At 70.8% G+C, this 13153-nt stretch carries 11 protein-coding genes and 1 pseudogene; 5 read left to right on the top strand and 7 right to left on the bottom strand.

Annotation, left to right across the window (positions count from 1 at the left end; all coding sequences use genetic code 11):
* Nucleotides 1-329: pseudogene (locus ACFVH2_RS23170) on the bottom strand (hypothetical protein); the annotation flags it as partial.
* Nucleotides 330-753: 424 nt separating this feature from the next.
* Here ACFVH2_RS23170 and ACFVH2_RS23165 point away from each other — a divergent pair.
* Nucleotides 754-1626, top strand: a complete 873-nt coding sequence (locus tag ACFVH2_RS23165) for a glycine-rich protein (RefSeq protein ID WP_378426308.1) — start codon at nt 754-756, stop codon at nt 1624-1626.
* Between the two features lie 19 nt (nt 1627-1645).
* On the opposite strand, the gene ACFVH2_RS23160 is transcribed toward ACFVH2_RS23165, so the two are convergent.
* The 3 genes from ACFVH2_RS23160 to ACFVH2_RS23150 form a co-directional block, all read right to left on the bottom strand.
* Nucleotides 1646-2488, bottom strand: coding sequence for a glycoside hydrolase family 19 protein (locus tag ACFVH2_RS23160; RefSeq protein WP_378426310.1), 843 nt, complete (start codon nt 2486-2488; stop codon nt 1646-1648).
* Between the two features lie 602 nt (nt 2489-3090).
* A complete protein-coding gene (locus ACFVH2_RS23155; protein WP_378426312.1) occupies nt 3091-4086 on the bottom strand; it encodes an aldo/keto reductase in 996 nt (331 codons plus the stop codon).
* Between the two features lie 105 nt (nt 4087-4191).
* Nucleotides 4192-5523, bottom strand: a complete 1332-nt coding sequence (locus ACFVH2_RS23150; RefSeq protein WP_378426314.1) for an acetyl-CoA C-acetyltransferase — start codon at nt 5521-5523, stop codon at nt 4192-4194.
* Between the two features lie 152 nt (nt 5524-5675).
* Between ACFVH2_RS23150 and ACFVH2_RS23145 the strand changes: the two genes are divergently transcribed.
* Complete coding sequence (locus tag ACFVH2_RS23145; RefSeq protein ID WP_378426316.1) at nt 5676-7022, top strand: 3-oxoacyl-ACP reductase; 1347 nt, start codon at nt 5676-5678, stop codon at nt 7020-7022.
* Nucleotides 7022-7888 carry a MaoC/PaaZ C-terminal domain-containing protein gene (locus ACFVH2_RS23140; protein ID WP_378426318.1) on the top strand — a complete coding sequence of 289 codons (867 nt, stop codon included), beginning with the start codon at nt 7022-7024 and terminating at the stop codon, nt 7886-7888. Before ACFVH2_RS23145 ends, ACFVH2_RS23140 begins: the two co-directional genes overlap by 1 nt.
* A 124-nt stretch (nt 7889-8012) precedes the next feature.
* Here the strand turns inward: ACFVH2_RS23140 and ACFVH2_RS23135 are convergent, their stop codons facing one another.
* Nucleotides 8013-8606, bottom strand: coding sequence for a TetR/AcrR family transcriptional regulator (locus ACFVH2_RS23135; RefSeq protein WP_378426320.1), 594 nt, complete (start codon nt 8604-8606; stop codon nt 8013-8015).
* A gap of 129 nt (nt 8607-8735) precedes the next feature.
* Nucleotides 8736-9884 (bottom strand): glycoside hydrolase family 3 N-terminal domain-containing protein, encoded by a 1149-nt coding sequence (locus tag ACFVH2_RS23130; protein WP_378426436.1) that lies wholly within the window; start codon nt 9882-9884, stop codon nt 8736-8738.
* A gap of 121 nt (nt 9885-10005) precedes the next feature.
* Here ACFVH2_RS23130 and ACFVH2_RS23125 point away from each other — a divergent pair, with 121 nt between their 5' ends.
* Together ACFVH2_RS23125 and ACFVH2_RS23120 are read left to right on the top strand one after the other, a co-directional pair.
* A complete protein-coding gene (locus tag ACFVH2_RS23125; RefSeq protein WP_378426322.1) occupies nt 10006-10473 on the top strand; it encodes a universal stress protein in 468 nt (155 codons plus the stop codon).
* A 77-nt stretch (nt 10474-10550) separates the two neighbouring features.
* Nucleotides 10551-11633, top strand: coding sequence for an isochorismate synthase MenF (locus tag ACFVH2_RS23120; RefSeq protein WP_378426323.1), 1083 nt, complete (start codon nt 10551-10553; stop codon nt 11631-11633).
* A gap of 87 nt (nt 11634-11720) precedes the next feature.
* On the opposite strand, the gene ACFVH2_RS23115 is transcribed toward ACFVH2_RS23120, so the two are convergent.
* On the bottom strand, nt 11721-13103 hold the full coding sequence (locus ACFVH2_RS23115) for an MFS transporter (RefSeq protein ID WP_378426325.1): 1383 nt from the start codon (nt 13101-13103) through the stop codon (nt 11721-11723).
* Between the last annotated feature and the right edge of the window lie 50 nt (nt 13104-13153).

Below are 13153 nucleotides of genomic sequence, written 5' to 3'. Positions count from 1 at the left end.
GCCGGCGGCTGCGCGGCCGGCGGCTGCGCGGCCGGCGGCTGCGCGGCCGGCGGCTGCGCGGCCGGCGGACCGACGGTCGGTATCGCGACCGTCTGCGGCTCGGCCGCGGGGGACGCAGGCTGCGGCGCGGCCGCCGGGGCAGGCGACTCCGAGGCCGGAGCCGACGTCCGGTGCTCGCCTGCATCGCCGTCGGGGGTGTCCGATCCGGTCGCCGGGTCGGGCCGATGGATTCGGACCGTGGGGGCCTCCGTGTGCCCGGTCTCGTTCCCGCCGTCGGGGCTCCGCTCCGGCACCTCGCCGTCCGAATGCCTGCCGATACCGCCGGTCATCAAGGCCCTCCCGATCGTATTCGTCCAGCTGGGCCGCTACCCACGTCCGAAACCAGACTAGCCGGGACAAACCACCCAATACGCACCCGAACGGCGGTGGAGGAGACGCGGATCACCCGCGGGAGGAAGCGACGAGGAGCGTTCACGATCGGGCCGCAGCGGCGTGCCCAGGAGACGAGGATGTCCCGCGCCGCAACCGGGTCGGGGGTCTGGCTGCAACGCGGGACACATGGGTATCGGGGTCACCTCACAAGGCGTTACACATCAATCACAAAAACTTTCCGCCCGACCACCGGAGACGCCACCTCCGCGGCCTACCAGGGGATACGCGCGGGAGCGGGCCGGCAACCGGACCAGCCGAATCCGGCGTGTCGGACGGTGTACCGGCGGACACTCGAGGCACGAGCCGACCGCAGGAGGTCCGATGGCACCGCACCGCACCAACATCCGACGTCTCACCACCGGCCTGTGCGGGCTCGCGCTCGCCGGCGCCTCGGTCCTCGTCGGCTCCCAGGCGGCCGGCGCCGCCGACGCCCTGCCCGCCAAGTGCGCGCAGAACCCGGACGGGTCGGTCACCTGCCGGTACATCAACGACACGATGTCGGTGCAGCAGTTCACGGTGCCCATCGGGGTCAGCAGCATCCACGTCACCGTCTCCGGAGCCCCCGGCGGGGATTCCGCGGCGGCCAAGGGCGGGCGCGGCGCCACGGTCGACGCGGATCTCGCCGTACGGCTCGGGCAGACGTTGTACATCGCGGTCGGGGACTACGGCTCGAACCGACAGGACGGCCAGGGCGGCATGAACGGTGGCGGCGCCGCGGGCAGCATCGCGGCCGGCGGCGGGGGCGGGGCGACCGACATCAGTTGGAGCCCCGGCCGGCCGAACACCCCGGGAACGAGCATCGTCGTGGCGGGCGGCGGTGGCGGGGCGGGCACCACCTACCCCGGCGGCGACGCCGGGATGCCCGGCGGCGGAGGTGGGGGCGGCGGCGCGGGAACGGCCACCGCAGGCGGTATCGGCGGTACCGGCACACCGGGTGGCACCCCCGGCCTGTTCCAGCAGGGCGGCAACGGGGCCCACTCCGGCGCCGACGACGGCGGTGGGGGCGGCGGCGGCCTGTACGGCGGCGGGGGCGGCGGCGTCAACTACGGCGGCGGCGGGGCAGGCGGTGGCGCCAGCCTCGTGCCGGCGGGTGGCACCGTGACAACCAACGACACCGGCCCCGCGGTCACCATCGTCTACACGCCCGGCGGTTCGCCGTGGGGATCGCTCGGAAACCTGTTCGGCGGCAGCTGAGCGCAGTGACGCCGGGGCGTCACGGGTGGATCAGCACCGCCAGACCACGCTGGAAGTCCTCCACCCGCCGTTCGAGGGCGTGGTGGCCCCCGTTGACGAGCTCGGACACCCGGACGATTCCGGCGGAGTCGGCAACCTGGTTGAGGTTCCTCGACGTCCAGTACCAGGCGGCGGTGTTGAACGCGTTCTCCGGCGCCTCGAGAAGCTCGGGGTTCGCGACGAAGTCGACTCCGGTGAACTGGCTGACGCTCTCGTAGTTGTGGCGGCCGGTGACCTGGATGGCGCCGCGGCCCTTGAATCGCTCACCGTCGCCCGCCTGGGTGTTGCCCAGGTCCGCGCGGCCCTCGTACTCGCTTCCGGAGGCGTACTCCTCGAAGGTGCGGAAGGAATCCGACTCGACGGCCAGCTGCGCGATGAACGCCGCCTGACGGACCGGGGTGTCGATACCGCCGTGGGCCATCGCGTCGTTGAGCGGTGCGATGTACTGCGCGATCTTCTCGGGCGGCATGCCGGGCACGATGCGCCCGAGCTCGTCCGGCGTGACCGAGGTCGGCGGCGGGGGCGGGGGTGCCGGAGCGGGCGCCGGCTGCGGCGCCGGCTGCGGAGGCTGGGCCTGGTCGGCCGACCCCGAGCCTGCACCGGGAAGCGAGGGGAACTGGAGCGCCTTGAACAGGTCACCGGCTTCGTGGAACCGGGCGGGCGCGGCGGCAGCCGCCGGTGCGGCAGCGACAGCGGGGGCGGCCACGTAGGTGGTGTCGGCGCCGGCGACGGCAGGGCTGACGACTCCCGCAGCGGTGCCTGCGGTGATCAGTGCGGCGGCGGCAATGGCCGCGCGGACATGGCGCGAGTGTGAAACGTACAAGGTCGTGCTCCATGATTCGGCCGAGAGGCGCGTCGGCCTGCAAACGGTTGCCGCGGGCGTTGCGAGGGACTGTCTCGGTCCGCCGCAGATCACTTTCACGCAGCAAGAAGGTCACAACCAGGTAACGTCGCAGGTAGCCAGGTTTTCAACCAAAGGTGACGAGCACCACAACCCATTGCGAACGGCGAGCACCGCACATTAAAGGACGATCCACCGCCCCAGCGCGCGCCGACGGCATCGCGCGCCGCCTCCGCCGCACCACCTGGGACGCACCGTGACGAGCCGATGCCCATCCGGCCACTGGAAAAGCAATGACACTGCCGCGCAGCGCCATTCGACGCGCTCACCCGTCCCGACACCAAGCGGTCGCGAGGCCCACCGGATCGCCCACTGGTGCGCGACTCGAACGCCCGGGAAACGAAAGGGGCCCGGCCGCCGCGACCTCGCAGCGACCGGGCATGGCGGTCGGTTTGTGTTGCACGTTACATCCGGAAACCCTTGCGTTCCCGAACTTCTATACGCTGTACAGGGCGTTTACCGCGTGGGTCGTAACCCAGCCGAGACCGGAAGATCACGGAAGCCGCACTGCCGGGGATACCTGACTACTCGCGCCCAAGGGACACCCACATCGGGTCCGCCGAGCGCGCACCGACGGTGACCGCGGCCAGGTCGTCGAGCCGCGCGATCTGATCGGCGGAAAGGTCGAGTTCCACCGCCTCGGCGTTCTCGGAGACCCGGCGCGCGAATCGCGTGCCGGGGATCGGCACCACCGGCAACGAGAACTCCCGCCCCTTGGCGTAGAGCCACGCCAGCACCACCTGGGCCGCCGTCGCGTCGGACTCACCGGCGACCGCTTCGATCACCTCGAGCACCTTCGCGTTGCCGCCCAGCGCCTCGGCGTCGAACCGGGGAAACCGGCGGCGCAGGTCGAGCTCGCCGATCGCATTCGGGTCGTAGGTGCCGGTGAGGTACCCGCGACCGACGGGCGAGTACGGCACGAAGCCGACGCCGAGTTCGGCGGCCGTGGGGACGACGTGGCGCTCGACGTCACGGCTCCACACGCTCCACTCGCTCTGGATCGCGGCGATCGGATGGACCGCGTGCGCGCGGCGCAGCTCGTCGCCGGTGGCCTCGGAGAGGCCGAGGTGTCGCACCTTGCCTGCGGTCACCAGCTCGGCCATCGCGCCGACCGTCTCCTCGATCGGGACGTTGGGATCGACCCGATGCAGGTAGTAGAGGTCGACGCTGTCCACGCCGAGTCGACCCAGCGACGCCTCGAGGTAGCCGGCGACCTGCTCGGGCCGCCCGTCGATGCCCCGCTGTCCCGCGGCGATGTTGCCGACGAGACCGAACTTGGTGGCCAGCTGCACCTCGCCGCGCCGGGTGCGCACCACCTCGCCGACGGCCTTCTCGCTGGCGCCGTTCCCGTACACGTTGGCGGTGTCGAGGAAGGTCACGCCGATGTCGACCGAGTGGTGCAGGGTGGCGAGGGCCTCGGCCGCGTCGACGGGCCCGTAGACCGGGGCGACCGACATGGCCCCGTAACCCTGGGCGCTGACGTCGAGTCCCTCGGCGAGCGCAGTGGTGCGAACAGTCATGACTCGCATCCTCGCCCAGAGCGAAGCGAAACGCACGGTCCGGGATCGGCGTGATCCCGGACCGTGCGTCGACAGCGGAGGCAGGCGCACCGCCTGCCCGCTCGGCTACCGCTCGATGATCGCGGTGACGCCCTGGCCACCCGCCGCGCAGATGGAGATCAGGCCACGCCCGGATCCCTTCTCCGCCAACATCTTCGCGAGCGAGGCGACGATCCGGCCGCCGGTCGCGGCGAACGGGTGACCGGCCGCCAGCGAGGAACCGTTGACGTTGAGCTTGCTGCGGTCGATGGAACCGAGTGCACCGTCGAGGCCGAGGCGCTCCTTGCAGTACTCGTCGGACTCGAAGGCCTGCAGCGTCGCGAGCACGACGGAGGCGAACGCCTCGTGGATCTCGTAGTAGTCGAAGTCCTGCAGGGTGAGGCCGTTGCGGGCCAGCAGCCGCGGGATCGCGTACGTCGGCGCCATCAGTAGCCCGTCGCCGCCGTGCACGTAGTCGACGGCGGCGGTCTCCGAGTCCACCAGGTGCGCGAGCACCGGCAGGTTCCGCTCGGCGGCCCACTCGTCGGTGGACAGCAGTGCCGCGGAGGCACCGTCGGTGAGCGGGGTGGAGTTGCCCGCGGTCATCGTGGCGTCGCCCAGCTTGGTGCCGAACACCGGCTTGAGAGTGGCCAGCTTCTCCACGGTCGAGCCCGGACGCAGGTTGTCGTCGCGCGTGAGTCCGAGGAACGGGGTGATCAGGTCGTCGAAGAAGCCGCGGTCGTAGGCGGCGGCCATGTTCTTGTGGCTCGCGGCGGCCAGCTCGTCCTGATCCTCGCGGCGGATGCCGAATTCCTTGGCGGTGATCGCGGCGTGGTCGCCCATCGACAGGCCGGTGCGGGGCTCGCCGTTGCGCGGGATCTCCAGCCCGACCATCGAGGGTCGCAGGTGGCCGACCAGCTTCACCCGGTCGGCGGTGGTCCTGGCGCGGTTGACGGACAGGAGGAATTCGCGCAGCTCGTCGTTCACGCCGATCGGGGCGTCGGAGGTGGTGTCGGTGCCGCCGCCGATACCGGCGTCGATGCGACCGGCGGCGATGGCGTCACCGACGGCGATGATCGACTGCAGGCCGGTGCCGCAGGCCTGCTGCAGGTCGAACGCAGGGGTGTACGGGCTCAGGGCGCTGCCGAGCACCGACTCGCGGACCAGGTTGAAGTCGCGGCTGTGCTTGAGGACCGCACCGCCGGCGACCATGCCGAGCCGCTCGCCCTGCAGGTTGAACCGGGCCACCAGACCGTCGAGCGTGGCGGTGAACATGTCCTGGTTGGACGCCTGCGCGTACGCCTTGTCCGAGCGCGCGAAGGGGATGCGATTGCCGCCGAGGATGGCGACGGGGCGAAGTTGCCTGCCACCGGACTTGGGGGCGGCAGCCGGCTTGCTGTTTCGGGCTCTGGTGGTCACGTCGGTCTCCATGTATGTGGATCCGCTTCGGAACGGATCAGCCTCGGCGGTGGGGGTCCTGCACTCGACATTGAACTTACTCCAGAGTAAGTTCAATGTCGACACCGCACCCGGACAGCGGGTGCCCGATTTCGCGACAAAGAAGGTGGACCGTGGCAGCCAGCAAGGGCGCTCCCGACCTCTACTCCAGTTTCCTCTCGTCCGCGCCGGGCGCGTTCATCGCCAAGCAGACCGGGCTGCCGCAGCCCGAGCACCTGCGGCGCTACCAGGCAGGCGAACCCGCGCTGGCGGGCCCGATCCTGATCGGCGGCACCGGCCGCCTGGTCGAGCCGCTGCGTGCACTGCTCTCCGACTACACCTTCGCCCAGCCGCACGACGACCGGTACGGCGCGCTGGTCTTCGACGCCAGTGGCATCTCCCAGGTCACCGAACTGGTCGGGCTGTTCGAGTTCTTCCAGCCGGTGATCCGCAACCTCGCGCCCAGCGCGCGCGTCGTGGTCCTCGGCACCACCCCCGAGGAGGCGGCCGGCGTCGACGAGCAGATCGCGCAGCGCGCGCTCGAGGGCTTCACCCGCAGCGTCGCCAAGGAGATCAAGCGTGGCGCCACCGCCCAGCTGGTCTACGTCTCCCCCAAGGCCTCCGCCGGCCTGTCGGGCGTCGAGTCCACCCTGCGCTTCCTGCTGTCCGCCAAGTCGGCGTTCGTCGACGGTCAGGTGATCCGGGTCGGCGCCGCCGACTCCACCGCCCCCGCCTCCTGGGACAAGCCGCTCGACGGCAAGGTCGCCGTGGTCACCGGCGCCGCCCGCGGCATCGGCGCGACCATCGCCGAGGTGCTCTCCCGGGACGGCGCGCACGTGGTGTGCGCCGACATCCCGGCCGCAGGCGAGGCGCTCTCCGAGACCGCGAACAAGGTCGGCGGCACCGCGCTCGCGCTCGACGTCACCGCCGAGGACGCCGCGGACAAGCTGGCCACGCACCTGCTCGAGCGGCACGGCGGCGCGGACATCATCGTGCACAACGCCGGCATCACCCGCGACAAGACCCTCGCGAACATGGACGAGGCCCGCTGGAACATGGTGATCGGCGTGAACCTGCTTGCGCCGCAGAAGATCACCGACGCGCTCCTCGCCAAGGGCGCGCTCAAGGAGGGCGGCCGCGTGGTCGACGTCTCCTCGATCGCGGGCATCGCGGGCAACCGGGGACAGACCAACTACGGCACCTCCAAGGCAGGCGTCATCGGCCTCGTGCAGGCCACCGCCCCGGTACTGGCGGAGAAGAACATCACCATCAACGCCGTCGCCCCCGGCTTCATCGAGACCGCGATGACCGCGGCCATCCCGTTCGTCACCCGCGAGGGCGGCCGCCGGATGTCGTCGCTGCTGCAGGGCGGTCAGACCGTGGACGTCGCGGAGCTGGTCGCGTACTTCGCAAGTCCCGCGTCCAACGCCGTCACCGGCCAGGTCGTCCGGGTGTGCGGCCAGTCCCTGATCGGCGCCTGATGGCCGGCCGCGTGATTCGGCTCGAGGGGCAGCCGAGCACCCTCGACATCTACACCCGTGCCGCACTCGGCGCGCTGCCGGTGGTCGGGAAGTCGGGGGTGCGGCGCAGCCTGCCCGAGCAGACCCTCGCGCTGAAGGGGCTGCGCGTCGACACCGACAACCTGGCCGCCTACGCCCGGGTGTGCGGGCTGCGCTTCGGCGACACCCTGCCGATCACCTACCCGTTCACCCTGGTGTTCCCGACGGTGATGAAGCTGATGGTCTCGGCCGAGTTCCCGTTCCCGGCAATCGGTTCCGTGCACACCGACAACGTTATCGAGCAGCGGCGGCCGATCTCGGTGAGCGAGCCCCTGGACCTGTCGGTGCACGCGGAGAACATCCGACTGCACCCGAAGGGCACCCAGGTGGATCTGGTCAGCGAGATCAGCGTCGGCCGAGAGCTGGTGTGGCGTCAGGTCAGCACCTTCCTCAAGATGCACCCCACCGGTGCGCCGAAGGAACCCAAGCAGTCGCATCCCGACGAGGTGCCGCCGCGTCCGACCCGCACACTGCGGGTGGACCAGCGAACCGTGAGCAGGTACGCGGCGGTCTCCGGTGACCGCAACCCGATCCACGTCTCCTCCCTGGGCGCCAAGGCGTTCGGGTTCCCCCGGACCATCGCGCACGGAATGTGGAGCGCCGCCGCGGTGCTCGGCGCCGTGGAGGGCCGGATCGCCGACTCGGTCACCTACGGCGTCAAGTTCGGCAAGCCGGTGGTGCTGCCGGCGACGGTGAACCTGTACGCCGACGAGGCCGTCGGTGGCTGGGACCTGTCACTTCGGCACCCGAAGAAGGGGTATCCGCACCTCACCGCGACCCTGCGGTAGCCCGACCACGCCCGGCGAACGATCGACCGAACGTGCCATTCGTTCGGTCTGTTCGAGTGAACGCTTCCGTTCACTCGAACAGATCGACCGAATGTGCCGTTCGGTCGGGCGTGGCGGGAGGCCGCTACTTCTTCTTGCCGGCGAGGCCGCGCCAGGCCAGGCTCTCGAGCAGGTCCGCGGCGGCGTCGACGGCGATCTCGCCGCCCGCGACGCGGTCCGCGACCGCCTCGCCCGCACCGACCAGCGCGACGGCCATGATGCCGAAGTCCGTGCCCGGCTCGGGGTCCTTGGTGCTGGACTCGAGCAGCTTCGCGGTCAGCTCGATCAGCCGGTCCCGGGATCCGCGGACCTGCGTGGCGAACGCCTGCTGCCCCATCGACTGCCGGTAGAGCACCATCCACGACGACCGGTGCCCGTCGACGAAGCCGAGGAATCCGACCAACGCGGCCCGCAACTGCTCGCGAGGTGTGAGGTTCGGGTCCGCGGCCGGGGTGATCGCCTCGACGAAACGCAGGCCTTCGCGGGCGATGCAGGCGGTGAACAGCTCGTCCTTCGACCCGTAGTACAGGTAGAGCATCGGCTTGGAGATCTCGGCGGCGGCGGCGATCGCGTCCATCGACGTGTCGTGGAAGCCGTTGGCGGAGAAAACCTCGACCGCGGCGTCGAGCATCTGCTGCTCGCGCACCGCGCGAGGGAGCCGCTTGGTCCCGCCAGCCATGGTTCCTCCAGAGTCTGCGGTCCACACACTGGTGGTCCACATGATCGATCTTACTCTAGAGTAAGAATTCTGTTGCGTTGTCCTGGCATTGTCCCCCGCTACCGCGGCCGCGCCCGCACCGCCCCCGCGTCAGCAGCTGATCACGCCCTTGGCGCGCGCCACCCGCAACACCGATGCGTCGACCTGGGCCTGCGGCAACCGGCCCGCGGCGACCTCCTGCTCGAGGTGATCGAGCACCTGCGGCACCTGCGCCGTGGTCAGCCACAGCGCCACGTCTGCGCCCGCCGTCAGGGCCGCACCCACCGCGTGCGCGATGTCCATCCGGTCGGTGATCGCGCGCATGCCCGACAGGTCGTCGGTGAAGATCGGACCGTCGAACGGCGGAGCCGAGTACCCGGTCCCGGTGCGCAGTAGCGTCATCGCCGCCGGACTGATGCTCGCGGGCACCCCGGGCGCGGTCAGACCGGGCACGTCCAGGTGCCCGACCATCACACCGACCTCGGTGGTCACCAGGGTTCGGTACGGCACCAGGTCCCGGGTCTGCAGCTCGTCCAGCGGCGGCGTCGTGACAGCGCCCGTGTGCGAGTCGCCCGACGCCGAGCCGTGTCCCGGGAAGTGCTTGATCACCGGGAACACCCCGGCATCGCGCATACCGCGGGCGTACTCGCCGGCGTACCGCGTCACGACCTCGGGGTCGTCGGAGAAGGAGCGGTCCCCGATCACCGAATTCGCCGGCTGGTCGCTCACGTCGACGACCGGCGCGAAGTTCACGGTGATGCCGAGGTCGTGCAGCTGGCGGCCGCGGGTCAACGCCATCTGGTAGGTCTGTTCCGGAGTCATCGTCTGCGCGACCGTCCGCGGCGCGGGGTCGTCGCCGAGCAGGTCCGCGACCCGCGACACACGCCCGCCCTCCTCGTCGATGCTCACCATCACCGGCACCTTCGCGACCGCCTCGACCTGCGGCACCTGCTTGGCGGCCAGCATCGACTCGTCGGTCCAGCTGCCCACGAAGATGCCGCCGACCTGCTCGCGGCGCACCACGTCCACCGCGTCGGCGGTCCCGGTCACACCGACGTTCAGCAGCTGCGCCAGCTTCCGCCGCTGCGACAGCCCCGCCAGGAAGTCGGAGCCGCAGACCGCCGGCTCGTTCTGGTCGCGGGCGCCGGTCACCAGGTCCCGGCTCGGCGCCTCGGCGGTGGTCGGCGACGGGGCCGCCGACGTCGTGGACTCGGTCCCGGACGTGCCGCACGCGGCGAGCATTCCGAGGCCCAGAACCATGGCCGCGACACGGGTCGATCGGGTGAAGGTCACAGGGCGAGCCTATGCCACGTCCACCCGCGCGAGACCCTCCAGCGGGTAGCCTGAGGGCAGGATCGTCCCCGGACAGAGGAGGTTCTCGATGCCCGCCGACCTGATGCTCATCGCCTACGACGGCACCGAGAATTCCAAGCGCGCAGTCGAATACGCGGGCCGCTTCCTCAGCGCCGAACGCGCCGTCGTCCTCACCGCCTGGGAACCGATGGTCCGGCAGGCCGCCCGCATGTCCGGGCTGTCGGGGGTGATGCAACCCGAGTGGGTGCCCGACGAGGACAGCGAGGACATCGCGTTGACCGACGCGAAGACCGTCAACGCCGAGGGCCTCGACCTCGCGCGAAGCGTCGGCCTCAACGCCGAGGGCCGGACGGCGGAGTGCCTCACCACCATCTGGACCACCATCGTCGAGGCTGCGGACGAGCTGAATGCGGACATCGTCGTCACCGGAACCCGCGGCACCACCGGGCTGAAGTCGCTGCTCCAGTCCTCGGTCGCGGACCACGTGCTGCGGCACAGTCACCGGCCGGTCCTGATCGTTCCGCCCGGCAGGTAGCCGTCGAGAGCCACGTCACTACCGCACCTGGGCAGGCGGCCCGGCCTCGGTGGCGCCGACTATCGTCGGTAGGCGACATGGACGGTTTTCTGCTCTCGCGCGCCGATCGGACCCTGCGTACTTCGGGCAGCCGGGACCAGTACCGCGAGATCGATGCGGCCGCCGAGGCTCTCGCGCGGCGGGATGTCCCGATGGTCGTCGGCGCGCTGCCCTTCGATCCCGCGGGACCGGTGGCCCTGACCGCGCCCGAGACCTCGGCCTTCAGTGCCGGGCCCTGGCGCCCGGACGCGGCGCCGACCCTGCCTGCAGTCCGCGTCGTCGACCGACTTCCCTCGCCGGACGAACACCTGCGCCGGGTCGCCGCCCTGGTGGACCGGCTGCGGGCGGGCGAACTGGACAAGGTCGTGGCCGCGCGCTCGGTGGTCGTCGAGGCAGACGAGCCGATCCGGCCGTGGTCGCTGCTGGCGCGGCTGGTCACCCAGGACCCGCACGGCAACGGATTCGGCGTCGACCTGAGCCCCGCCGGCGACGACTACGTCGGCCATGCCCTCGTCGGAGCCAGTCCGGAACTGCTGCTCGAACGCTCCGGCCGGGAGGTGCGCTGCTTCCCCCTCGCCGGCACCGCCCCACGCCAAACCGACCCCGAGGCCGACCGCGCCGAGGGCCAGGCCCTGCTGGCGTCGGCGAAGAACCGGACCGAGCACGCCTACGTCACGGACCGGATCCGCGAGGTCCTCGGTGCGGTGTGCACCGAACTGTCCGTGCCCGATGCGCCCGAGCTGATCAGCACCGGCCAGGTGTGGCACCTGGCCACCCCCATCCGCGGGCTGCTCCGCGATCCGGCACCGTCCGCTCTCGAACTGGCCCGGCTGCTGCACCCCACCCCCGCCGTCGGCGGCACCCCGTTCGAGACGTCGCTGGAGGCCATCCGCGCCGCCGAGGAACCGCGCCGCTTCTACGGCGGCGCGGCCGGCTGGTGCAATGCCGAGGGTGACGGCGTGTGGGTGGTCGCGATCCGGTGCGCCGAGGTCGATGCCGACGGCCTGCGGCTGCGGGCGTGGGCGGGCGGCGGCATCGTCGCGGCCTCCGACCCGGAGTCCGAACTGGCCGAGACGACAACCAAACTCGGCACCCTGCTCGGCGCGCTCGGCGTTTCCTGAACCCGGGTTCCGGCGCCCGAAACGGCACGCGCCGGAAGCGACGTGCGCGGGGCGGCGGGTGGACGCGCCGCCCCCGCGCACCTCACCTCACGCGGTCGGTTCCCGGTCGCGCGCCACCTCGCCGACGAGACCGTCGCCCGACCCGCTGTCCACCGGCGCCGGATCTGCCGACCGTGCCCGGAATCGTCGGAGGTCACGATCCGGGTTGAGCAGGAAGAACGCCAGAACAGCGCAGACGATCAACAGCGTCCCCAGCATCACGAAGCCACGCGAGTAGCCATCGAGCGGGGCCGCCTTGGCGTCGCCCACGAGATGCCCCAGCACGAGCGGACCGATGATCCCGCCGAGACTGTAGATCGCCGTGATGTAGCCGTAGACGACGCCGCGCTGTGCCGCCGGGACCAGCTCGGACACCGCGGCCCACGCCACCCCGTTCGCCCCGCCCACGAACGACGCCCCCACCGAGATCAGCAGAATCTGCAGCACCCCGCGATCGACCATGGTGAAGGCGATCGTGCTGATACCACCGAGGCCGACGAGTGCGGCCGCGAATCCGCTGCGCGCGATTCGATTGCTCACCCCACGCTTGGTCATCAACCGCGATGCGAGCCCCGCACTGATCATCATGAACGCCGATGCCAGGTACGGAAGCGTGACCAGGTTGCCGGCCGTCGTCGCGTCGTACCCCAGCCCTTCCCGGAGATACAACGGCAACCAGGTGACCTTGATCGCCGCGTTGGTGTAGGTGGCGAAGAACAGCACACAGGCACCGAACACGGTCCCGCTGAGCAACAACCGCCGGTACGGCAGCCGCTCGACGACCGTCTCGGAGGGCGTGGACGCCTCGGCGGGCTCGTTCCCCGCCCGGCCGAAGATCAGCCAGAGCACGACCCAGACCATGCCGGCCGCGGCAGTGACCGCGAAGGCCGCGTGCCACGAGTACCGGATCACGACCGCGGTGATCACCGGCGCCGCCACCACCGGCCCGATCGACGTACCGGCGATGATGATCGAGCTCGGCAGCGCGCGCCTGCTCTCCGGGAACCAGCTGTGGATCACGTTCATCGCCATCGCCCCCGACGGCCCCTCGGCCAGGCCGAGGATCACCCGGGTCACCACGAGCACCGTGAAGCTCGTGCTCCACACCATCGGTAGCAGCGCCAGCACCCAGATGGTGCCCGTCGCCGCCAGCAGCCAGCGGGCCGGGATTCGGGTCACCAGCAGTCCACCGAGAATCGCACCGACCGCATACAGCCAGAAGAAGCTGCTCTGGACCAGGCCGAAGTCGGCCTTGTCGATCCCGAGGTCGTGGATCATCTCCACGCCTGCGAGTCCGACGACGGCCTTGTCGGCGAAGTTGAAGAACATGAACATGAAGATCAGCGCGACCACGACCCACGCGTAGCGCGCGGATCGCGATGGCGGCGTCACCGACCCCTGAGGCTCGGTGGAGACATCGACCGACGACATGAGTGACCTTTCATCGTGCAAGAGGGGAAACCGATGTGCGAGTGCGGCCC

Origin of the sequence: Rhodococcus sp. NPDC127527, assembly GCF_042672245.1 — a bacterium.
Taxonomy (GTDB): domain Bacteria; phylum Actinomycetota; class Actinomycetes; order Mycobacteriales; family Mycobacteriaceae; genus Rhodococcus_G.
Note: the sequence above shows the minus strand (reverse complement) of the source record. Positions and strands in the feature narration are given on the sequence as shown.

What these genes read in the sequence shown, in the direction of transcription:
- ACFVH2_RS23120 (WP_378426323.1), top strand. Translation starts at nt 10,551, where the DNA reads ATGGACGGTTTTCTGCTCTCGCGCGCCGATCGGACCCTGCGTACTTCG.
- ACFVH2_RS23130 (WP_378426436.1), bottom strand. Translation starts at nt 9,884, where the DNA reads ATGGTTCTGGGCCTCGGAATGCTCGCCGCGTGCGGCACGTCCGGGACC.
- ACFVH2_RS23155 (WP_378426312.1), bottom strand. Translation starts at nt 4,086, where the DNA reads ATGACTGTTCGCACCACTGCGCTCGCCGAGGGACTCGACGTCAGCGCC.
- ACFVH2_RS23140 (WP_378426318.1), top strand. Translation starts at nt 7,022, where the DNA reads ATGGCCGGCCGCGTGATTCGGCTCGAGGGGCAGCCGAGCACCCTCGAC.
- ACFVH2_RS23115 (WP_378426325.1), bottom strand. Translation starts at nt 13,103, where the DNA reads ATGTCGTCGGTCGATGTCTCCACCGAGCCTCAGGGGTCGGTGACGCCG.
- ACFVH2_RS23165 (WP_378426308.1), top strand. Translation starts at nt 754, where the DNA reads ATGGCACCGCACCGCACCAACATCCGACGTCTCACCACCGGCCTGTGC.
- ACFVH2_RS23125 (WP_378426322.1), top strand. Translation starts at nt 10,006, where the DNA reads ATGCCCGCCGACCTGATGCTCATCGCCTACGACGGCACCGAGAATTCC.
- ACFVH2_RS23135 (WP_378426320.1), bottom strand. Translation starts at nt 8,606, where the DNA reads ATGGCTGGCGGGACCAAGCGGCTCCCTCGCGCGGTGCGCGAGCAGCAG.